Origin of the sequence: Bifidobacterium ruminantium DSM 6489, from assembly GCF_000770925.1 — a bacterium.
GTDB classification, from domain to species: Bacteria; Actinomycetota; Actinomycetes; order Actinomycetales; family Bifidobacteriaceae; genus Bifidobacterium; species Bifidobacterium ruminantium.
On the sequence record NZ_JDTK01000003.1, the window covers coordinates 85,107 to 107,230 of the forward strand.

Sequence of the window (22,124 nt, forward strand, 5' to 3'; positions counted from 1 at the left end):
CCAAGGCTTCTACGAACGTTCCGGAATGCGCGTATGACGCGCTGGACCGGCGTATGTGCGGCTGTAGGAGAAGGGACGACCAGTCCGGAATATGGGGAAACTTGGTGCCCATTGACGTTTTTTTGCTTTTTGTGGGGAAAAATGGTGAGCGGTGGGGTAAAGTGGTGAAAGTGCTTGGGATTGGTGTGCCCGGACGATGGTGAAAAAGGAGGTGCGGCGATGGTCCAGAACATTGGAACAGAGCCCATCTCTGACGGTGATTCCGCGCAATCCGCCGGATTGATGGACGATCTGCCGCCGCTGTTGCTGGGGACCTACACTCCGAAGATCGACGCCAAGGGACGCATGGCACTGCCCGCGAAATTCCGTGCCCAGCTGGGTTCCGGCATGGTGATGGCACGCGGTCAGGAGCGGTGCGTCTATCTGTTGCCGCAATCCGAATTCAGGCGGATCGCGGTGCGGATACAGCGCACGTCCATGGGCAACAAGGCGGCACGTGACTATCTGCGTGTGTTCCTGTCCGGCGCGGTCGACCAGGATCCCGACAAGCAAGGACGTGTTCTCGTGCCTCAGATGCTGCGCGATTACGCGAGTCTGGGCGACGACATCGTGGTGATCGGCGTGGGCACCAGGGCTGAGATTTGGAATAGACAGGCATGGGAGGATTACTTGGCCGACAAGGAGCAGGGATATTCCGACATTGCCGATGACGTATTGCCGGCGATGGGATTCTGATGACTGACGTGACGACTATTCACCAACCGGTGCTGCTTCATGATTGCGTGGATCTGATGGCGCCCGCTTTGACTAAGCCGGGCTCCATCGTAGTGGATTGCACGCTTGGCTTGGCCGGACACTCCACTGCGTTCCTCAAGGCGAGTCCCGAGGCGCGTCTCATCGGCATCGACAGGGATTCCGAGGCGCTCGCGCTCGCCACGAAGCGTATGGAAACGGAGGGCCTGGCCGATCGTTTCATCCCTGTGCATGCGGCGTTCGACGATTTCTCCCAAGTGCTGGATGATCAAGGCATCGACAAGGTCAACGCCGTGTTCATGGATCTTGGACTGTCCAGTCTGCAGATCGACGAGACGGACAGGGGATTCTCCTATTCGCATGACGCGCCGCTCGACATGCGAATGGATGTGGCCCAGTCGCTGACCGCCGAACAGGTGCTTGCGGAATATTCGTTCGCCGACCTGACACGTATCTTCCGCACTTATGGCGAGGAACGCTTCTCAAAGCAGATCGCCAGGGAAATCGTGCATCGCCGTGAGACCGAGCCGCTGACGACGTCCGGCCAGCTCAATCGTCTGGTGGACGAGGTCGTTCCGCAGGCGCATCGTCCTGCCGGCAATCCCGCCAAACGTGTGTTCCAGGCGCTGCGCATCGAAGTCAACGGAGAGCTGGACAAGCTGGCCGGCACATTGCCGCAGATAGCCAACCATCTTGCCGTGGGCGGACGTCTGGTGGTGGAGTCGTACCACTCGTTGGAGGACAAGACCGTCAAGACCTTCATGAGCCAAGGCCTTAAAGTCGACGCGCCTGCGGACATGCCGGTGGTCCCGCCGGATATGATGCCGTTCTTCAAGGAGCTGACGCGAGGCGCCATCAAGGCTGACGCGGATGAGATTGCCGGCAATCCGAGGTCGGCGTCCGTCCGATTGCGCGCAGTGGAGCTGATCAGACCCATTCCCGAACGATGGCGGAAGCGGTTCGATCAAAGCACTGATTACTCGACTATGACCAGACAAGGAAGAAGGGGCTGAAGTGGCAGCACCAAGAACGATCGCATCGAATGCGGCTCCCGCCGGACGCAGGCGCCCGACGGAAGGCGTCGGCACCACGCGTCCCGAATTGCATGTCGTCAAAGGAACCCAGAGCGAAAGCAGCGGCGTCCGCCGTGGATTCGAGCAGCTCATCACATGGACCCGTACCCGCAGCACGCCTCTGCTGCATCTGGTCATCGCCGCGGTGTTCCTGGGCGTTTGCCTGCTCGGATCGCTGATGCTGCGTACCCAGATGGTGCAGAATTCCTTCGAGGCAAGCCGGATCGAAGCAAGCATCACCAAACTGACCCAGGACGTCGAGGACGATCAGGCCAAGCTTGACGAGCTTGACGCCTCGCTTCCGAGCAAGGCCGAGGACATGGGCATGGTTCCGCAGAAAGGTGCGTTGACCATCGATCTGAACGGATACCAGGCAAATGCGAGCGGAGACAACGCCAAGTGAATCCCTTCCGCCGTATTTACGCGTTCTTCCATAAGAATCTGCTGACAAAGACCATGGCCATCGGCATCATCCTGGCATTGATGGGCACGACCTGCCTTGTCAGGCTCGCCGACATCCAGCTGGTCAACGGCAAAAGCATGGCGCAGGCCGCGGCGCAGAGCCGAACCACCTCGGTGACCTTGAAGGCTCGGAGAGGCAAGATTCTGGACACCAATGGCGCCATTCTCGCGCAAAGCGTCGAACGCTACACCATCATCGGCAACCCGGAGCAGGCCCAGGCCTTTGTGCCGACCACCTGCACCAAACAGACAGGAGATAACTGCCATCAGATCAACGGCAAACCGGTGGGAGTCACCGGAGCCGCCGCCGTGGCGCGCCTGGTGGCGCCGGTGCTCGGTATGGATGCCACGGAATTGGGTGCCATGCTGTCGATCAGCGGACAATACGTGGTGCTCAAGAAGGACGTGACCCCGGCTGTCAAACGCAAGATCTCGAAACTGAATCTCGGAGGAATCGTATACGCGGAACTCAGCAATGAGCGCCTGTATTCCAACGGTTCCCTGATGGGCTCGCTGCTCGGCGGCGTCAACTCCGACGGCAAGGGCGTCGCAGGCGTCGAACAGATGGAAAACAGGACGCTGACCGGTCAGGACGGCTATCAGGTCTATCAGCAGGGCAACAGCGGCGTTGAGATTCCGGGAACCATGACCGAATCCAAGGAGGCGGTCAACGGATCCGACGTGACGTTGACCATCGACCGCGATGTGCAATGGTATGCCGAGAAGGTGCTGCATGACAGCGAAAGCAAGTACCAGGCCGCATGGGGCATCGCCATGGTCCAGGACGTGCGTTCGGGCGATATCCTCGCCTTGGCCGACAGTGATACGGTCGAGGCCGGAAGCGACCAGGCGAAGATGGGGGCTTCCCGGGCGGTGAGCGAGACGTTCGAGCCCGGTTCCATCGGCAAGGTGCTGGCCATGTCGGGCATGCTGCAGTTGGGTCTGCACAAGATCGATGACAAGTTCACGGTTCCGGACACGGTAACGGCTGACGGACAGTCCTATAAGGATGCGGAGACGCATGGCGCCGAGCATTGGACACTCGCCGGTATCCTCCAACAGTCGTCGAACGTCGGCATGATCCTCGCCGGAGACAAAATGACCAACGAGCAGCGATACGACTTCATCAGGAAGTTCGGTGTCGGACAGGACACTGGATTGAACCTGCCCGGTGAGTCCGAAGGCGTGCTGTATCCGGCGGACAGCTGGGACGCCCGAACTAGGAACACCGTGCTCTTCGGCCAGGGATACACGGTGAACGTCATGCAATTGACCAATGCGGTCGCGGTGATCGCCAACAAGGGCGTGAGGAAACCGCAACGCATCATCAAATCCATTACCGATGCGGACGGCCATGTCGAAGAGCAGAAGCCGAAGTCCGAAGCCACAAGGGTCATCGACGAGTCCGTGGCGAGCCAGATCCTCAACGCCATGGAATCGGTTTCGGATTACTACAGCAATTTCGTGAAAGTCGACGGATACCGCATAGCGGCGAAGTCGGGTACGGCCGAGGTCGCGGGCACGGATGGCCGGTTGAGCTCTATAATCAGCGATTATTCGGCGATCATCCCCGCCGACGATCCGCGATTCGTCATCACCGTGGTGCTCAAGGATCCGCAAGGCAGCTTCGGTGGCTTGACGGCGGGTCCGGTCACCGCGCAGATTGGTGAATTCCTTATGCAGAAGTACGAAGTGCCGGCTTCCGCGCCACGCACGGATGCTATTCCGGTGACTTGGTGAGTGAGCACATAACGCGATGGACGGAGGAATGGAAAGGTGAGCTCGGTCAGCGAATCCATGAACAGGCGAATGACTTTGGGGTTGCTTGCCGGTCAATACGGCTTCGACCTCGATCCCGTATCGGCGACCGAGGTGACGGTGACTTCCGTCGCCGATGACGTCGAATCGGTGCGTCCCGGCGCGTTGTTCGTGCCGTCTGAGGATGTGGACGCGCGTCAGCTGGAACAAGTCCAGGCGCGTGGCGCATATGGCGCGATCGTTCCCCACGCGTTGCGCGGGCAGGTTGATGACATCCATATTCCGTTGATTTATGCGGAACCCACCATGCAGCAGCTGGGCAAGCTGGTGGCCGAAATGGCCGGCAATCCATCCGATTCGCTGGCGGTGTTCGCCATCACTGGGAAAAACAAGGAGACGGTGGAATCCGCGGTGAGCAATCTAGCGGATTTCCTGCATATGCTGGGCAACCCGGTCGGCGTGATCAGCTCGTCCGATTCGCAATCCTTAGAACGGTTCCTCGCTTTGGAATATCCTCTGTCGATCATCGACGTGCAACGCACGATGGCCGTATGCGCCGAAGATGGCGCCGCCGCCGTGATACTTGCGTTGGATGAGGATACATTGCGAGAAAACGCGTTGCAATCGGTTAACATCGACGTGCTCGCATGCGACGACAACAGCCTGAGCAACGCCGAGGTGACGAAATTCGTCTCCCGCTTCGGATGCTTCGTCGGCAAACAGACCCGTATCGCGGGACGTACCCAGGAATCCGACTTGCTCGCCACGCAGGCATCATCGGCATATGTCGATACGGATAGCCGGCTGCTGTCCCTATCCATAGCCATGGTACTGGCCGCCGGCGTACGGAAGGCCAACATCAAAAGCGCGCTGCGAGTGTCGCGCGACCTGAACTGAACATATGGGCGTGGATGGCGTGTCCATACCGAACGCACAAACCCGATAAGAGGAGTAACGACAGTGAGCAGTCCGACCATGATGCCGATGAGCCTGAAGGAGATCACGCAGGCGGTAGAGGGATGTTTGATATCGACGGAGGCCGTGGCCGAAGAGCCCGTCGCGACCAGCGCGTTCACCGATTCCCGGCAGATCGTCGACGGCTCGGTGTTCGTGGCGATCGCCGGCGAACGCGTCGACGGTCATGATTTCGTGCCTGAGATCGGCGCCCATGGCGCTGTGGCCGCCATCGTCGACCATGAGGTCGCGGGCGCGCAGGTGCCGCAGATCGTCGTCGAGAACACAGTCAAGGCGCTGGGCGCGCTCGCCAGGCACAACATCGAACGCCGTCGCGCGTTGGAATCGCCATTCACCGTCGTTGGCATCACCGGATCGGTCGGCAAAACCACCACCAAGGATCTGCTGAAATCGCTGCTGTCCAAGATGGGGGACACCGTTGCTCCGGTCGGGTCGTTCAACAACGAGATCGGTCTGCCCCTGACTTCGCTCAAGGTGAACGCCGACACGCGCTTCCTCGTGGCGGAGATGGGCGCGAACCACGTGGGCGAAATAGCCAATCTCACCTCCTTGGTTCCTCCTGACATCGCAGTGGTGCTCAAAGTCGGTGTGGCCCATCTGGGCGAATTCGGCTCGGTGGAGCGCATCGCCCAAGCCAAATCCGAAATCGTTCGTGGACTGGTGCCCGGTGGCCTGACCGTCCTCAACGCCAACGACGAACATGTCGCCGCGATGAGCGCCATCGCTCCGGGCGATCTGCTGTGGTTCGGACTCCCTCAGGAAGACGGGGCACGATTGGATTCCACTGCCCATGACGTCGTCTGCGACGAACTCGACCACCCATCGTTCGTCTTGGAAAACAAGTCGGGACAGCGTGCCGACGTCACACTTGGCATCTGCGGACAGCACAATGTCATGAACGCCCTTGCCGCAGCCACGGTTGCAATGGCGCTTGGCATGCCAATCGCCGACGTGGCCACCGGCCTGTCCGATGTGACGAGCATCAGCCCGCATCGTATGGCGGTCTCCACCGTCGTCAAGCCGGAGACCTCGTTCACACTCATCGACGATTCATTCAACGCCAACCCGGATTCCATGAAAGCCGGACTCGACGGCTTGCTGAGATGGCATTCCGGAGCAGAAAAACAGCCGTACCGCATAGCGGTGCTGGGCGCGATGCTGGAACTGGGGCCGGACGAGCGTCAACTGCATGAAGGAATCGGCCGGTACGCCGTCGAAAACGGGGTGGATGCGCTGGTGGCCGTCGGCAGTACCTCCGACGAATCGCTGGATGCGCTCGCCGAGGACATGGCGAAGGGCGGGAAGTCCGCTGACGCCGAATCGGCTACCGTCCAATGGGCGCATGACGCCGACGAGGCGGATCGCATGGTCACCGGACTCGCGACCGGTCACACGGACTCGGTGGTGCTGCTGAAGGGATCCCATGCATCGGGATTGAGCGCGCTGGCGGAACGTTGGGCATGGAATTGATCGAATCGGCGTTTGCGGAAAACGTATCTGAAGATCTGATTGGAATGGAGAACATCAGATGATTTCACTCATCATCGGCATTGTGGTGTCACTGGGCGTGACGATTGTGGGAACTCCGCTGTTGATTAAATTGGTGCACAAGCTCAACTACGGACAGTACATACGTCAGGATGGTCCGAAGTCCCATCTGGTCAAGCGCGGCACTCCGACGCTTGGCGGTGTGGTCATCAATCTCGCCGTGGTGCTCGGCTGGGGCTCATCGGCGTTGTACCGTTATTTCACCAGAGGCGATGTGCCGTCATGGTCGGCCGTGCTGGTGCTGTTCGCCATGCTGTCGATGGGCTTCCTAGGCTTCATCGACGATTTCGCGAAGGTCCGCAAGAAGCAGAGCGAAGGATTGACGGTCAAGGGCAAATTCATCGGACAGTTCATCCTCGCCACCATATACGCGGTGCTGTCGCTGATACTGCCGACCAAATCCGGATTCCCCAGCGCCCAAGCCGGTATGAGCTTCATCGAAAAGCCGTTCTTCAGCTTTGATTTCGCCGGTTGCGCCGTGGCCATCGTCCTGTTCGTGATCTGGGTGAATTTCCTGATGACCGCATGGACCAACGCCATCAATCTGACCGATGGACTGGATGGTCTGGCGGCGGGATCCTCCATGATCGCCTTCATCGGATATATGATCATCGCGTTCTGGGAGTTCTACCATCTCAAGGGTTCCGGTCACCCCGGTTTCACCTATGCGGTGTCCGATCCGCTTGACCTGACCATTATCGCGGCATGTGCGGCGGTGGCATGCTTCGGCTTCCTGTGGTACAACTCCAATCCCGCCTCCATCTTCATGGGAGATACCGGTTCTTTGGCTCTTGGCGGGCTGTTTGCCGCGTTGTCCATCGCCACGCACACCGAATTCCTGGCCATCATTCTCGGCGGTCTGTTCGTCATCGAGACCATGAGCGACATCATTCAGGTCGGCTATTTCAAGATGACCCACAAGAGGGTGTTCAAGATGGCGCCGATCCACCATCATTTCGAATTGAAGGGATGGCCGGAAGTGAAGGTCGTCATTCGCTTCTGGATGATTGAGATGCTGTTCGTGCTGCTGGGATTGGTGATTTTCTACGGTGATTGGGTGGCTCGTTCCGGTCTATGACATGGATCCGCGGTAGGGTTTGATACCCGCGGCATGGATGTGCTATCACGGCAAATGATGTTTCCGATTGAAGGGTGATGGATATGGATATGAATGGCAAGACCGTAATCGTGGCGGGTCTTGGTGTCTCCGGACAGAGCATGATGCAGGTGCTGGGACCCCGCGCGGGCAGGGTGCTGGGCGTGGACGAGAGAAAACCGGACGCCGATCTGCATTCCTTCGACCAAATCGACTGGGATGACACCGACATGGTGATGACCTCGCCGGTTTTCAATCCCCGCACGCCGTTCATTCTTGAGGCGCAGAAACGTGGCATCCCCGTCATGAGCGAGGTCGAACTGGCCTGGCAGCTGCGCGTGAACAACGATTCCACCGGCAAGCCCGCGCCATGGATCGGCATCACCGGCACCAACGGCAAGACCTCGACCACTGAGATGACCTCGGAGATGCTGTCCGCATGTGGCCTGATCGCTCCGGCCGTCGGCAACATCGGCAAGGCGGTGTCGCATGCGGCGGTCGATTCAGCGAACGATGTGCTATGCGTTGAATTGAGCTCCTTCCAGCTGCATTTCACCTACTCGCTGGAGCTTGACTGCGCCGCGATCACCAATATCGCAGACGACCATCTCGACTGGCACGGCGGCATCGAAAACTATGCGGCAGACAAGTCCAAGGTGTTCCACAACGTCAGGAAAGCACTGGTCTACAACGCGGATGACAATCGTGTCACCAAACTGGCTTTTGCGGCACATACCGCGCCGGGATGCCGCAGGATCGGATTCACGCTGAACGAGCCGGAGAACGGCCAGATCGGCGTGAAGGACGGATGGATCGTCGACATGTCGGGCGTCGCCGGCGGAAAGCCGGGCGAACCGGAACAGGTCGCGAAAATCGCCGATTTCACCCACCTGACCGAACCGGACGGCACGGTCTACCCGCATCTGCTCGCCGACGCGCTGACTGCATTGGTTCTGGTGCTGGGCCTCGGCGCGGACCGGGAGAAGTCGTTGGCCGCGCTCAAGCAGTTCACCCCGGGAGGCCATCGTATCCAGACCGTCGCCGTCGTCCGGACCACCGATGGCGGAACCATCCGTTTCGTGGACGATTCCAAAGCCACCAACGCCCACGCGGCCAAGGCCTCGCTCAACAGCTTCGCGGACAAGTCCGTGGTGTGGATTGCCGGCGGGCTCGCCAAGGGAAGCCGGTTTGAACGGCTCGTCGCAGACCAAGCCCATACCATCAAGGCGGCCGTCATCATCGGCAAGGATCAGCAGCCGATGCTGGACGCATTCAAGGAAAGCGCTCCCGACATTCCGCTGTCCATCATCGATCCGAAGGACAACGATACCGTCATGTCACGCGCCATCAACGCCGCGGGCGCATATGCGCATGCTGGCGACGTGGTGCTCATGGCTCCGGCCTGCGCATCCATGGACCAGTTCAAGTCATACGCCGATCGCGGAAACCAGTTCGCGCAGGAGGCTCAGCGTTGGGTGAATGAGCATGGCGAAGCCTAAGTCCGGCCGCAGCATCTCATCCGCTACGGAGCCGCGGCGTACGTCGGATGATTCCGGTGCGCAGATCCGACGTACGAGGAAAAACGCCGCCCGCGGATTCGCCAATCCTCTGTGGTGCTTCCATGGCTTCCGTCTATGCGTGATCATCCTAACCATTTTCGGTGTGATCATGGTGTTCTCGAGTTCGTCGGTGACCATGATCGCCAATGGGCAGTCGCCATGGGCCCAGGCGCTGAAACAGGGGTTCTATTGCGTGTTGGGATTGGGTGTGGCGTTCGTCACGATGATGCTTCCGGCCGGTCTGTACCGTAGATTCAGCTTCGGATTTCTGGTGGCCGCCGCGTTGCTGCAGGCGATCACGCTGACTCCATTGGGCGTCGAGGTCAATGGCAACAAGGGATGGATCGGCATTCCGGGCGTGTTTACCATGCAGCCTGCGGAAATCGTCAAATTGGCGTTATGCGTATGGATGCCGAACGAGTTGCTCAACGCGCGCAAACAGGTGAAGGAAGTCGGCGCGCCCAAGGCGTACCGCTGGCTGATCATTGGATTCCTTGTCGCTTTCTTTCTGGTCATGTCGGGCAAGGATCTCGGCACTGGATTGATCATCCTCGCCATCGGCGGCGTCGCATTACTGCTTGGAGAGTTTCCAGGCAAATGGCTGGCCGGCGCCGTATCGCTCGGCGCATGCGGCATTGTCGCATTCGTGCTGACCAGTCCGAACCGTCTCGGCCGCATCATGGCGGCCTATCAGACCTGTTCGCCGTCCGATCTGCAGGGCGTCTGTTATCAGGCGGTCCATGGTAAGTACGCCATAGCCTCCGGTGGGTTGCTGGGTGTCGGCATCGGCAATTCCGGCGAGAAATGGGGATATCTTCCAGAAGCCCACAACGATTTCATCTTCGCCATCATCGGCGAGGAGACTGGCTTTGTGGGAGCGGCCATGGTCATTCTGCTGTTCGTCGTTTTGGCCTGGTGCATGCTGGTGGTGGCTTTGCAGGCTCAAAACCGCTACATCACCATGGTTCTGGTGTGCATCGCGGTATGGGTCGTGGGGCAGGCGTTCATCAACATTGGTGTTGTTATTGGTCTGTTGCCGGTCATGGGCGTGCCGATGCCGTTCGTATCGGCCGGCGGCTCTTCGTTGGTTATGTGTCTGGGCGCTGCGGGCGTGGCGGTCAGCATGATGAAGGAGCAGCCTGAGATCAAAGCTGAGAACCGTATACTGTGACCGTCTCGGGCGAACGTCTGTGGCATGTTCCCGAGGCGGAGAAAAAGTAGACGAAATGTAAGTATCTTGGCCTGCCACGGTATGCCGTGCGATGCGCCGGCACGTCGTGGGCTAAGCTCGAGGATTATGAGCAGTCAAAAGCATATCGTTCTTTCCGGTGGCGGCACGGCGGGTCATGTCAACCCGTTGCTTGCCGTGGCGCATGTGATTCGTGATCTTGAGCCAGATGCGGATATCGCGGTGGTGGGAACAGCCGTCGGTCTGGAGCATGATCTCGTTCCGCAGGCGGGTTTCGAATTGGAAACCATCGAGAAGGTGCCGTTCCCGCGTAGACCCAATAAGGCCGCATTGCAGTTCCCCGCAAAATGGAGGGCTGAAACCGCCAAGGTTCGTGACATCCTTACGAGGCATCATGCGCAGGTGGTCGTCGGATTCGGCGGGTACACGTCCGCTCCCGTGTATGCGGCGGCTCACAAAATGGGCATTCCGATCGCGATTCATGAGCAGAACGCCCGTGCCGGTATGGCCAACAAGTTGGGCGCGCGCTGGGCGTCCATGATCGGCGCGGCCTACGCGCAACCGGGACTGAAGCCGCGCAAGGGCGTTGAGGTGGAGCGTGTGGGATTGCCTTTGCGCCCTGCGATCGCGCAATTGGCGTCCGATCTGGAGCATGATCGCATCGCCACGCGTAAGGCGGCTGCGGCCCAACTCGGCGTCGATCCGAATCGTCCGCTGGTCGTCGTCACCGGCGGCTCCCTAGGGGCGGTGAACGTGAACCGTGCCGTGGCGGCCTCAGCCAAGGAACTGCTTGCACACGCCCAGGTGATTCATCTGACGGGCAAGGGCAAGGACGACGAGGTGCGTTCCCTCGTGTCGGTAAGTGCGGGGGAGCAGGTGCTCGGCGAGCTTGGCTCCGACCATGCGTCAGATGGCGATTATCGCGTCGCACCGTATCTGGAACGCATTGATCTGGCATTCGCTTGCGCCGATTTGATCATCTGCCGATCCGGAGCCGGCACGGTGAGCGAGTTGACGGCGTTGGGATTGCCCGCGATTTACGTGCCGCTGCCGATTGGCAACGGCGAACAGCGCTTCAACGCGCAGCCGGTGGTCGACGCGCAGGGCGGACTGATGGTGGCGGACGCCGATTTCACTCCGGAATGGGTGCGCAACCATGTGACGAAACTGCTTGCCGACCCGAAGACCCTGTCGGATTATGGGGCCAACGCCTGGAAGTACGGTATCCGCGATGCCGCCGAAGTCATGGCGAGACGCGTTCTCGCGTTGATCGGGCAACCAGACGAATGACCGTGGATTCCATCCGTGGGGGAGACCATGGGTGAGACCATAATGGAACACGTTGAAAACAATTCAAGAGGAGCAATCGTGTCTGACAACCAGCGTGAAGCCGGTACCATCATCCTTGACCCCACCCATACATCGTTCGCACCGGACGAAGGCGTGAACGATCTGGGAGCGACCCATTTCATCGGCATTGGCGGAGCCGGTATGAGCGTGCTTGCCGAAATGCTGCATGAGCAAGGCGTCGAAGTCGACGGTTCGGACCGTGAGCCGAGCGCCAAAACCGAACGGTTGCAGGGGCTGGGCATCACCGTCGAATTCGGACAGCGGGCTCAGAACGTCGAAGGCAAGCGCACCGTCGTGTATTCCAGCGCGATCAAACCGGACAATCCGGAAATCGTCGCCGCTCACGAGGCCGGTGAGCGCATCGTACACCGTAGCGACATCCTCGCGCTGCTGATGAACGCGAAGCGCGCGGTGACGGTCGCCGGCGCACATGGCAAGACGACGACCAGTTCCATGCTGGCTCACATTCTTGTGAACGCCGGTGAAGGCGGGCTTGTCGATCCGAGCTACGCCATCGGCGGTTCCATCCAAGGCAAGGATGGAGCCACGCTGGACGGCGGCCATGCGGGCACGGGCGATGTGCTTGTGGCCGAAGCGGACGAATCGGACGGCAGCTTCGCCAAGTACCATCCGCAAATCGCCATCATCACCAATTCCGAAGCGGATCATCTCGACCATTACGGCACGCAGGACAACTATCGCGCGGCGTTTGTGGATCATGCCGGACATGCCACCAAAGCTGTGGTCATGTGCGGCGATGACGAAGGCAATATCGCCGTGCTGCGCGCGCTCGATCCGCAGGTGGCGGGTCATACGATCGTGTATTCCACGCAGACCGCTGACGAATTGGGTGATGTGAACGGCGCCACGCTGGTGCGCATCGAGTCGGAAAGCGAGACCGCGGAAAGCGGAGCGGAGCATTTCACCTTGCATATCCCCGCCGGACTGCTCGGCGACGATGAGCGGAGGGTTCCGGTGACGCTCACCGTACCGGGAATTCACAATGCGCGCAACGCCTCGGCCGCCATCATCGCGGCCGCGTTGCTGGGCATGGATGTCGAGCGTGCCGCCGCCGCGGTGACGTCGTTCCTGGGAGCGGCACGGAGATTCCAGGTGCGTGGCGCCGTCAGCCAGGTGACGTTGGTGGACGATTACGCGCATCATCCCACTGAAATCGCGGCGCTGCTGGATGCGGCCCGCCGCCGCTATCCGCAGGCAGGAATCCGCGTGATCTTCCAGCCGCACCTGTTCTCCCGGACAAAGTTCTTCGCGCGGCAGTTCGCCGAGGCACTGGCCAAGGCGGACGATGTGATCGTCACCGGCATATTCCCCGCACGTGAAAAGCAGGAGGATTTTCCGGATGTCACTCCGGCGACCATCGTGGATGAGGCGAAAAAGCTCGCGCATAATCCGTCCGACGATTGGATCCGTGGTGTCGAGGACATGCAGACCGCGGCGCAGATGATGGTGATGCGCGCCCACCATGGCGATGTCATCTTCACCGTGGGCGCAGGCGACATCACACGTATGGACGAGGTGATTCTGCACGCGCTCGAAGCGCATCGTTGGGATTGCGAAGGCTGATGACTCGACGGGTCATCAGCTCCGGCAAGGATTCGAAAGGGACGAAATCCCAGCCCGGCAAGCGAACCGGGCGATCGGTTTCGTCGGAACGCGCCGGAGGGCGTTCGACGGAAAAGCGTTCCGTCGTCGGGCATTCCGCCGGTGACGGATCCACCACCATGACCGACGTCACGAGCCATTCGAAGGCCGAAGGTTTTGTGGATGCGCGCCGATTGCGAAGCGAGGACTTGGTCTCCAAGACATTGCAGGAGACCACTGGCACGATCGGCGTCATGACGCGTCCCAAGGTGGTCGATTTTAATGCGCGTCTCAAGGAACGCCGCAAAGCGGGCGCGCGTGCCGTCGCCATGCGCGCGCTTGCGGGAATCGCCGTCGCGGCGGTGCTGGGCGCTGTCATCTGGCTGCTGTTCTTCTCTGCCGTGTTCCGTTTGGAACCGGGCAACATCAACGTGACCGGAGCCAATGAATGGGTCAGCGAATCGCAAGTGCTCGACATCGCCAGGCAGCAATCGGGCAAGTCGCTGTTCCTTGTGTCGGATAGCGCCGTGGAAAAACGGATCAAGTCGATTCCAGGCGTGACGTCAGCCGAATCGAAAAAGCATCTGCCGAATTCGCTTGAAGTGACTATCAAAGCGCAGAAACCGGCGGCCATGCTGAAAACCGGCGAGAATCACATGACGGCGGTCGACAGCAAGGGACGTGTGCTCAATTCCGTCAGCGGTGTCTCCGTAGATGGAATTCCCGTCATCGAGGTGCAGGACGTCGATTCAAGCCTGTCGAAAAGACCTATCAAGGAGGCGCTGAGGATTCTGAGCTCGCTGCCGGAATCAATGCGCGGATCCATTACCAAAGTCATCGCCGCGACGCAGGATTCCATCACGACGGAACTCAATGGGGGAGACAAGGTCATCGTGTGGGGTGATTCCTCTGAGCTGAAATTAAAAAAGGCCGTGGTGGACAAGATCATCAATGATCCGAACGTGATTGGGGACAAGCACAATGTCGACGTGTCCGCTCCGTTGAGGCCAATCATCAAGTAGATTCGTCCGGAGAATTGCAAGAATACGCAAAGGGCATCATCCTATATGAAGGATGATGCCCTTTGCGAAAAGAACGCTGCGGTCTTCCGCTCAGTCCTTGACGATGGTTTTGCCGGCCGTAGCTCCTGGAGTCAGATCCTGGATTTCCGTGATTTCCAGCACGGGGATGGTCATGGGCTTCTTCGTGCCTTTGCTGTCCGCCACCGCGACCTGCTCTTCGTAGATCGCATCATCGGAGTGCAGGGTGACGTTCCCGCGGAATCGATAACCCTTCCTCTGCTCAAGATTGGCCACAGCTATGACCAGTTCGCTGCCGTCGAGCAGATTGCGGTACATCTGTCCCGCGGTGCGCTCATGGTAGCCGATGTGGTTGTCGTCGATGACGAAGACGCTCATCTTCGGTCCGAGGTCCACATGTCCGTCCTTGCTGATGGTGGCCACCCAAGCAAGGTTGTCGTTGATGAATTCCTTCATTTCCGTGGTGAGATTCGCCATGATGCCGCTCCTTCTCGTGGTTGCCGGGCGACGCCTGCGATACTGGAAACGCCGCATGTTATTTTGATGATACGGAGACGCTTGCTGCGGCACGCGTGGTTTCGCCGAACGTGAAAAGGTTGAGAATACAAGAAAAGCCGCCATTTCTGGCGGCTTTTCGAATGGTGGAGATGCGGGGAATCGAACCCCGGTCCGATGACCGAACCCTCAGTCTTCTACGTGCGTAGTCTGCTGGCCGTACGGCGGTTTTTCTGCCCCCATCGATGTCGCAGACAACTGATGGCGAGCATATCTACAGTAAAAGTCCTCCGCCGGCCCTGTGGCTCAACTGGCGGAGCAAGTCTTCTAAACGAGGCTCAGCATCCTCCCAAAGACGAGGAGGAGTGAACGGAGCGGCTGCTCACTGGTTAATCCTGGCGCGAAGCTCAGGCAGCGAGAGCGAACTCAGTGCGGTTAGATTTAGCACTTATTCTTTTGTAGGGGGCATCCACGAGTGGACCCTACGTTCTCGGCACGCTTCCCTGCGACGAACAGGTCACCGTCGAAACCGATCATCCCCAAATCTTGAATTATCAAGCCTCTGGTTTTTCAACCAGACATTTCAAAATACCACGATTTGCTGGATGGCACAAGTTTACGCTGCCGGCGATTCGTGGCGACGACGCCAGCATGTTGACGCTACATCGCAAATCTCCGATGTGAGAAAGAAAAATTCCGTGTGCCATCCGATGACGGCACACGGAATCGATGATGAGAAGGAGAGGAAGTTTTCCGCTTACTTGGCGGCGGCGAGATAATCCGGAACGCCTTCGGCCGGGTAGACCGGCCAGCCACCTTCCTTGGTGCACACGTAGGCGGCGGTGTTCACTGCCGCGTGATGCGCTTCCTTGAGGGAAGCGCCGGACAGCAGCTTGCCGGTGAAGGAACCGGAGAAGGAGTCGCCCGCTCCGACGGTGTCGGCGACCTCGACGTGCGGGGTCAGCAGAGTGGAGGTCTCGCCGTCCTTGGCGATGATGGTGCTGAAGGTCGCGCCGCCGGTCAGGATGATGTACTCGAGACCGAAACGATCCAGGAACCACTTGCAGGCATCCTCGTCCTTGCCTTCCGGAATGGAGAACATCTCGCGCATCATGATGAGCTCGTCATCGTTGATCTTGAAGATGTTGGCATAGCCCAGCAGCTCCTCAATCAGCTCCTTGGAGTAGAAGTTGGCGCGCAGGTTGATGTCGAAGAACTTCAGCGCGCCGTCCTTGGCGTGCTTGAGCAGCTCGATGATGGTGTCGTGCGATTCCTTGGAACGCAGTCCCAACGTGCCGAAGCAGATGGCGTCGGCCTTGGAGACGGCTTCTGCAAGCTCGTCCGTGTAGCTGATGTGGTCCCAGGCCACGTTCTGCACGATGGTATATTCCGGGATGCCGTTGGTCAGCGCCACGGCGACGGTGCCGGTCGGATAATCGTTGGTCTGCACCAGCGTGTTGATGCCGGCCTTGTGCGCGTCATCAAGCAGTTCGGTGCCCAGCTCGTCGTTGCCGACGGCGCTGATGGCGTAGCTTTCCGCGCCGTTCTGGGACGCGTGGTAGGCGAAATTGACGGGTGCGCCGCCGGCACGCTTGCCGGTGGGGAGCATATCCCACAGGATTTCACCGAGGGCGATGACGATTGGCTTGGACATGGTGGTTCCTTTCTTTGGCTATGGCGTGCTATGCGACGTCAAAGAACATCGAGGGATGTTCCAGAAAATTGGTGATCGCCACGGCGGCGGCACCGGTGACGGTGGCGTCGGTGGGCAGGGTGGACAGGGTGATTCGCGTGTTCCTTCCGATTTCGGGAATCGTCCGGTCGAGCACGACACGTTCGACCTCGTCGAGCAGGGGTTGGCCGGCTTGTGCGACGATATCCCCGAGAACGATGCACGTCGGATTGAACGCGTTGATGATGGTAACGGCGCCGTAGCCGATGTATCGGGCGATGTCACGCACAAGCGTCATCGCGGTTTCGTCTCCCGTGCCGGCCTTGGCGAAAAGCGCAGAGCAGGCCTGCGCGTGCGTCATCGATTCGCATCCGGGAACAATGCCGGGATTGGCATTAAGCCGTTCATGGATGGCGTTGGCTGAGCAGTATCGTTCAAGACAGCCGACGTTGCCGCAATCACAGGGCTTGCCGTTCACGTCGATGGAGACATGGCCGATCTCCGTGGCCGTGCCGCGCTCTCCGTAGTAGATGGCGCCGTTGTCGATGATGCCGAGGCCAATGCCTTCGCCGAGCAGGTAATAGGCGAGCGACCCCTTGGACAGCTCCGGGTTGAACAGGAACTGGGCCAGGGCGCCGGCCCGTGCGTCCTGTTCGACGAACACAGGAACATCGAACGCGTCGCTGAACTCCTTGATGAAGTTGATCTGACGCCATCCCTGCATGGAGGAGACCAAGGCGGTGCGTCCCTCGTCCTTCAGGTACGGCCCCGGCACGGCCATGCCGACGGCCACGATGCTGGAATCATCCTTGATGAGACGTCGCACGGTGTTCCGGATGCATTCCACGGTTTCCGGGATATGCTCCTCGTTGACGGTCGGCAGATCGGTCATGAAGATGCGGTTGCACTTCAGGTCGAAGACGGCGATCTGCACCAGGCTGCGGGCGAACTTCACCCCGACGATATGGTATTTGGCGCAGTTGAGATTCAGGCCGATGGAACGGCGATTCTTGTCACCCTCCATGTCGCCGGTTTCCTCGATGACGTCTTGGGCCAGCAGTTTGGCGGTGATTTTGGTGATGGCTGCGGGGGTCAGGCCGATGGCTTTGGCTATCTGCGCGCGTGAGCAGATGCCATTGTGATACAGATACTGCAGGACGCGGGATCGGTTGTTTTCCGAAATCGATGACTGCTGATCGCTATAGCTACTCATGCCGCCTCCTTGCCGCTGCTCACGGATTCCTACGTTGAACTAGTTGATATATTAACGCCGTTAATTGTTTGATGCAACCCGTGTGATCCGCGTGTCGTATGCCATGTCGCAGACTCGGTAGCGCACAAACGGTGGCTTGTCTGCAAGATGACCACGTATTGGTCATCTGCTGACTTTTACCTTCCCGTGGTAACGAAGGGGGGAGAAAGACAAGGAGTAGCAACGAAAACGAGCGTATCTGAGCCCAGTGAAAGGGGTATGAAATGTCCGGATATGAAACGTCGGGTTAACATAACACCCTCATCCTTATGATTATATCGTTCTTGTCTGTAAAGACGATAGGTAATGTAGAAGGAGAGGATTCCATAGTGAATCACAAGAAGATTATCGCCGCGCTGGCTTCTGTCGCGGCTCTTGCATCCCTCGCCGCATGCGGCGGCGTGAAGGATGGCGGTGCTGCGGGCGGCAGCACGATCACCGTCGGCACCACCGACAAGATCACCAGCCTTGATCCGGCTGGTTCCTACGACAATGGTTCCTATGCCGTGCAGATTCAGGTGTTTCCGTTCCTGTACGCGCAGGATTACAACACTTCCGAACTGTCTCCGGATATCGCGGCTGATGATGGTACTTGGAGCGCGGATGGCACAGAGTTCACCGTCAAGCTCAAGTCCGGCCTGAAGTTCGCCAACGGCCATGATCTGACCGCCTCCGATGTCAAGTTCTCCTTCGACCGCATCAACAAGATCAATGATGAGAACGGCCCTGCCTCACTGCTCGCCAACATTGACTCCGTCGAAGCCAAGGATGACACCACTGTGGTGTTCCATTCCAAGGTCAAGAACGATGTGACCCTCAAGCAGGTATTGTCCAGCCCCGCCGGCCCAATCGTCGATGAGCAGTCCTTCTCCGCCGACAAGCTGACCGACGCCGACACCATCGTCAAGGACAACGCCTTCGCCGGCCCGTACAAGCTCACCTCCTACAAGGTGAACGAGGCTTTGGCCTACGCCAAGAACGATTCCTACAAGGGACTGACCCCCGCCAAGAATGATGTCGTGCAGGTCAAGTACTTCGCCGATTCCTCCAACCTGAAGATGGCCGTGCAGCAGAGCCAGGTCGACGTGGCCTACCGTTCCATGACCCCGACCGACATCGAGGACCTGTCCAAGGATTCCAAGGTCAAGGTCGTCAAGGGACCGGGTGGTGAGGAGCGCTTCCTCGCCTTCAACTTCAAGATCATGCCGTACGGCGAGAAGTCCAGCGAGCCGAACGCCGACAAGGCCAAGGCCGTGCGTCAGGCCGTCGCAAACCTGATCGACCGCAACGAGCTGGCCACCAAGGTCTACAAGAACACCTACACTCCGCTGTATTCCTTCATTCCGGATGGACTGTCCGGCCATGACGACACCCTGAAGGCCGCCTATGGTGACGGCAGCGGCAAGCCGGATGCCGACAAGGCCAAGAAGATCCTCAAGGATGCCGGTGTGTCGACTCCGGTCGACTTGAAGCTCCAGTACAACCCAGACCACTATGGTCAGTCCTCCGCCGATGAGTATGCGGCCATCAAGTCGCAGCTCGAGGATGGTGGCCTGTTCAAGGTCGACCTGCAGTCCACCGAATGGACCCAGTACTGCAAGGAACGTGTCGTCACCGAATCCTCCGACGGATCCTATCCGGTCTACCAGCTCGGCTGGTTCCCGGACTACTCCGATCCGGACAACTATCTGTCCCCCTTCTTCCGTGACGGCAACTTCGTGAACAATGGGTATGCCAACAAGGAAGTCAACGATCTGATCGTCAAGCAGGCTGGAGAGACCGACGCCAAGGCCCGTGAGGACCTGCTGAAGGAAATCCAGAAGCTCGAAACCGATGACCTGTCCACCATCCCGCTGCTGCAGGGTGCCCAGGTCGCGGTCACTGGATCCAATGTGAAGGGTGTTGTCCTTGACGCTTCCTTCCGTTTCCGCTACGCGTCCGTGACCAAGGCCTGACGGTAGGCCTTGACCGCCCCTGCCTGACCTCCCAAGTCAGGCAGGGGCTCAATTTGTATCTAAAACACCAATAAGGAAAAGGAGCCCGACGTGACGCAAAGCGCAACAGAGGCTCAGCCGAAAGCCAAGAAAAACAAGCTTTCAAGCGGATTCTTCCGCTTCGTGCTCACACGCTTTCTGCTGATCATTCCTACAGTATTCATTCTTGTGACCATCGTCTTCTTCGTGATGCGTGCCACCGGCGATCCGATTTCCGCCGCGCTTGGCGGCCGTCTCACTCCCGAGGAACTGCAGAAGCGCATCCACACGGCCGGTTATGACCGTCCCCTCATCGTGCAGTACATCGATTATCTTGGCGGCCTGCTGCACGGCGATCTCGGCACCACATTGACCGATAACCAAAAAGTGAGCACCATCCTTACCCACTACGGTGCCGCCACATTCGAACTGGCGTTCCTCGCGCTCATCGTCGCGCTCATCGTCGGCATCGGTTTGGGCCGGGTCGCCGCTCGCAAACGCGACCACGCTGCCGATGCGGGCATCCGCACCTTCGCCATTCTCTGCTACGCCACCCCGGTGTTCTTCCTCGGTCTGATTCTGAAACTCGTCTTCGCCATCTGGCTGAATGTGCTGCCGGCATCCGGCCGCTCGTCATTGGGAAGCGAAATGCAGTTCTCCAGACTGGTTTCTCCCACCGGCTTCTACATCATCGACGCGATTCAACTGGGTGACATGTCCGTGCTGCTCGACGTGCTGCGCCACGCTGTGCTGCCGGCGCTCGCCTTGGGGCTACTGACCGCCGGCGTGTTCATCCGACTGGTGCGTACCAACGTGATTTCCACGTACACGTCCGGTTACGTCGAGGCGGCCCGCTCCCGCGGCGTTTCCGAAAAACGTCTGCTCAACAAGCATGCCTGGAAGCCGGCGCTGATTCCGATCATCACCGTCATGGGCATGCAGATCGCCCTGATGCTCGCCGGCGCGGTGCTCACCGAAACCACCTTCGAATGGAAGGGACTCGGCTTCATGCTCTCGCAGTATCTGAAAGCCCGTGATTTCGTGGCCGTCCAAGGCATCGTCATCCTAATCGCCATCATTGTGGCCGTCGTCAACTTCATCGTCGACGTCATCGCCGCATTGGTCGACCCGAGAGTGAGGTACTGACATGACCGCAGCATCTGCCGACAAGGTCACCGTTCCCGGCGACAAGCGTCTGGAAGAACTCAAAATCGGCAAGAAAACGCCGCTTTGGCACAAGATTCCGATTATCAAGGAACTACGCGTGGCGGTCGGCTGGCAGAAAGGCATGCTGATCACGGGTCTGGTGATCACCGCGTTCTTCCTGCTGGTCGCCATCTTCGCTCCGGTGATCGCACCGTACGGCTACGCGCAGCTCAAGGACGCCAATGGCGTCTCCTTCCCGGCGCAGGCGGCTCCGTCCTCCGAGCACATCTGGGGCACCACGGCCGGCGGCTATGATGTACTCAGCCGTGTGGTCTGGGGCGCTCGCACCGCCGTCATCGCCATCATCGTCGCGGTATTGCTGTCGATTTTCGCTGGCGTTCTGCTGGGCTTGGTGTCCGGCTACTTCGGCGGCTGGGTCGATCGGGTGCTCGTCATGATCGCCGACGCCGTGTACTCCTTCCCGTCGCTGCTGCTGGCGATTCTGATGGCAATTATGATCTCCCATGGCCAGTCCGGCCTGTGGAGCGGCATCTTCGCTTCCGGCATCTCCATTACCGTGGTTTACATTCCGCAGTACTTCCGCACCATCCGCGCCGAAGTGATCCGTATCAAGGAATCCGCATATGTGGAATCGGCCCGCGTTGTCGGCGCCTCCACGTGGCGTATCATGACCAAGCATCTGTTCAAGAACTCCACGCGAACGTTGCCGGTCATCCTGACGCTGAACTCCTCCGAAGCCATTCTGACCCTTGCCGGTCTGGGCTTCCTGGGCTTCGGTATCGAGCCGACCGCGGCCGCGGAATGGGGCTACGACCTGAATCGTTCCGTCTCCGACGTGACCGCAGGTATCTGGTGGACCGCAGTGTTCCCGGGCCTGGCCATCGTGCTCATCGTGTTGGGCATCACCCTGGTGGGCGAATCCCTGAACGATCTTGCCGATCCGCGTCTGCGCGCCCGCAAGTCCGCTGGCGAAGTGGTGGGCTCCATCGAAGACACATCCGTCGATCCCAGCCAGGAGCCAGGCAAGCACAACGAGGTCATGGCCGAGCTCGAAGCAGCCAAGAACCCGATGGGCGACAGTGATCAGCCGGTGACCGTCACCGACCGCGACCCTTCGTTCGTGGCTTCCGAATGGGACTCCAAGGAAGGGGAGTGAACCG

At 59.4% G+C, this 22,124-nt stretch carries 18 protein-coding genes and 1 other RNA gene; 15 read left to right on the top strand and 4 right to left on the bottom strand.

All coding sequences use genetic code 11. From position 1 onward, the window contains the following. Positions 1 to 219 precede the first annotated feature (219 nt). From mraZ to OU26_RS02485, 12 genes are all read left to right on the top strand, one after another. Positions 220 to 735 (top strand): division/cell wall cluster transcriptional repressor MraZ, encoded by a 516-nt coding sequence (gene mraZ / locus OU26_RS02430; protein ID WP_026646198.1) that lies wholly within the window; start codon positions 220 to 222, stop codon positions 733 to 735. Further along, entirely contained in the window at positions 735 to 1,766 is a 1,032-nt protein-coding gene (gene rsmH, locus OU26_RS02435) for a 16S rRNA (cytosine(1402)-N(4))-methyltransferase RsmH (protein WP_026646197.1), read from the top strand. Before mraZ ends, rsmH begins: the two co-directional genes overlap by 1 nt. A 1-nt stretch (position 1,767) precedes the next feature. Continuing rightward, positions 1,768 to 2,229, top strand: coding sequence for a cell division protein FtsL (gene ftsL, locus OU26_RS02440; protein ID WP_026646196.1), 462 nt, complete (start codon positions 1,768 to 1,770; stop codon positions 2,227 to 2,229). Then, positions 2,226 to 4,028: a peptidoglycan D,D-transpeptidase FtsI family protein gene (locus tag OU26_RS02445; RefSeq protein WP_033498844.1), complete on the top strand. Its 1,803-nt coding sequence runs from the start codon at positions 2,226 to 2,228 to the stop codon at positions 4,026 to 4,028. The genes ftsL and OU26_RS02445 overlap by 4 nt, the downstream gene beginning before the upstream one ends. A gap of 36 nt (positions 4,029 to 4,064) precedes the next feature. Beyond that, positions 4,065 to 4,943 (top strand): hypothetical protein, encoded by an 879-nt coding sequence (locus OU26_RS02450; protein WP_026646194.1) that lies wholly within the window; start codon positions 4,065 to 4,067, stop codon positions 4,941 to 4,943. A gap of 78 nt (positions 4,944 to 5,021) precedes the next feature. Beyond that, the gene (locus OU26_RS02455) at positions 5,022 to 6,491 is read left to right on the top strand and encodes a UDP-N-acetylmuramoyl-tripeptide--D-alanyl-D-alanine ligase (RefSeq protein WP_026646193.1); all 1,470 of its coding nucleotides are present in this window, start codon (positions 5,022 to 5,024) and stop codon (positions 6,489 to 6,491) included. Between the two features lie 58 nt (positions 6,492 to 6,549). Continuing rightward, the gene (gene mraY / locus OU26_RS02460) at positions 6,550 to 7,647 is read left to right on the top strand and encodes a phospho-N-acetylmuramoyl-pentapeptide-transferase (RefSeq protein WP_026646192.1); all 1,098 of its coding nucleotides are present in this window, start codon (positions 6,550 to 6,552) and stop codon (positions 7,645 to 7,647) included. 77 nt (positions 7,648 to 7,724) lie between these two features. Beyond that, positions 7,725 to 9,164, top strand: a complete 1,440-nt coding sequence (gene murD / locus OU26_RS02465; protein WP_081815621.1) for a UDP-N-acetylmuramoyl-L-alanine--D-glutamate ligase — start codon at positions 7,725 to 7,727, stop codon at positions 9,162 to 9,164. Further along, on the top strand, positions 9,151 to 10,395 hold the full coding sequence (locus OU26_RS02470; RefSeq protein WP_081815620.1) for a peptidoglycan glycosyltransferase FtsW: 1,245 nt from the start codon (positions 9,151 to 9,153) through the stop codon (positions 10,393 to 10,395). The genes murD and OU26_RS02470 overlap by 14 nt, the downstream gene beginning before the upstream one ends. Before the next feature lie 126 nt (positions 10,396 to 10,521). Continuing rightward, positions 10,522 to 11,703 carry a UDP-N-acetylglucosamine--N-acetylmuramyl-(pentapeptide) pyrophosphoryl-undecaprenol N-acetylglucosamine transferase gene (locus OU26_RS02475; protein ID WP_026646189.1) on the top strand — a complete coding sequence of 394 codons (1,182 nt, stop codon included), beginning with the start codon at positions 10,522 to 10,524 and terminating at the stop codon, positions 11,701 to 11,703. 78 nt (positions 11,704 to 11,781) lie between these two features. Further along, positions 11,782 to 13,347: a UDP-N-acetylmuramate--L-alanine ligase gene (murC, locus tag OU26_RS02480; protein ID WP_026646188.1), complete on the top strand. Its 1,566-nt coding sequence runs from the start codon at positions 11,782 to 11,784 to the stop codon at positions 13,345 to 13,347. Continuing rightward, the gene (locus OU26_RS02485; protein WP_026646187.1) at positions 13,347 to 14,387 is read left to right on the top strand and encodes a cell division protein FtsQ/DivIB; all 1,041 of its coding nucleotides are present in this window, start codon (positions 13,347 to 13,349) and stop codon (positions 14,385 to 14,387) included. Before murC ends, OU26_RS02485 begins: the two co-directional genes overlap by 1 nt. Before the next feature lie 90 nt (positions 14,388 to 14,477). Here the strand turns inward: OU26_RS02485 and OU26_RS02490 are convergent, their stop codons facing one another. From OU26_RS02490 to OU26_RS02500, 4 genes are all read right to left on the bottom strand, one after another. Beyond that, positions 14,478 to 14,882, bottom strand: a complete 405-nt coding sequence (locus tag OU26_RS02490; protein ID WP_026646186.1) for a pyridoxamine 5'-phosphate oxidase family protein — start codon at positions 14,880 to 14,882, stop codon at positions 14,478 to 14,480. 162 nt (positions 14,883 to 15,044) lie between these two features. Beyond that, positions 15,045 to 15,441, bottom strand: a transfer-messenger RNA (tmRNA) gene (gene ssrA / locus OU26_RS09825). A gap of 216 nt (positions 15,442 to 15,657) precedes the next feature. Further along, positions 15,658 to 16,554: a carbohydrate kinase family protein gene (locus tag OU26_RS02495; RefSeq protein ID WP_026646185.1), complete on the bottom strand. Its 897-nt coding sequence runs from the start codon at positions 16,552 to 16,554 to the stop codon at positions 15,658 to 15,660. A 28-nt stretch (positions 16,555 to 16,582) separates the two neighbouring features. Next, a complete protein-coding gene (locus OU26_RS02500) occupies positions 16,583 to 17,785 on the bottom strand; it encodes an ROK family transcriptional regulator (protein WP_026646184.1) in 1,203 nt (400 codons plus the stop codon). Between the two features lie 368 nt (positions 17,786 to 18,153). Between OU26_RS02500 and OU26_RS02505 the strand changes: the two genes are divergently transcribed. From OU26_RS02505 to OU26_RS02515, 3 genes are all read left to right on the top strand, one after another. Continuing rightward, entirely contained in the window at positions 18,154 to 19,779 is a 1,626-nt protein-coding gene (locus OU26_RS02505; protein WP_026646183.1) for an ABC transporter substrate-binding protein, read from the top strand. 90 nt (positions 19,780 to 19,869) lie between these two features. Continuing rightward, positions 19,870 to 20,943, top strand: coding sequence for an ABC transporter permease (locus OU26_RS02510; protein ID WP_026646182.1), 1,074 nt, complete (start codon positions 19,870 to 19,872; stop codon positions 20,941 to 20,943). A 1-nt stretch (position 20,944) separates the two neighbouring features. Then, on the top strand, positions 20,945 to 22,120 hold the full coding sequence (locus OU26_RS02515) for an ABC transporter permease (protein WP_026646181.1): 1,176 nt from the start codon (positions 20,945 to 20,947) through the stop codon (positions 22,118 to 22,120). Positions 22,121 to 22,124: the final 4 nt, after the last annotated feature.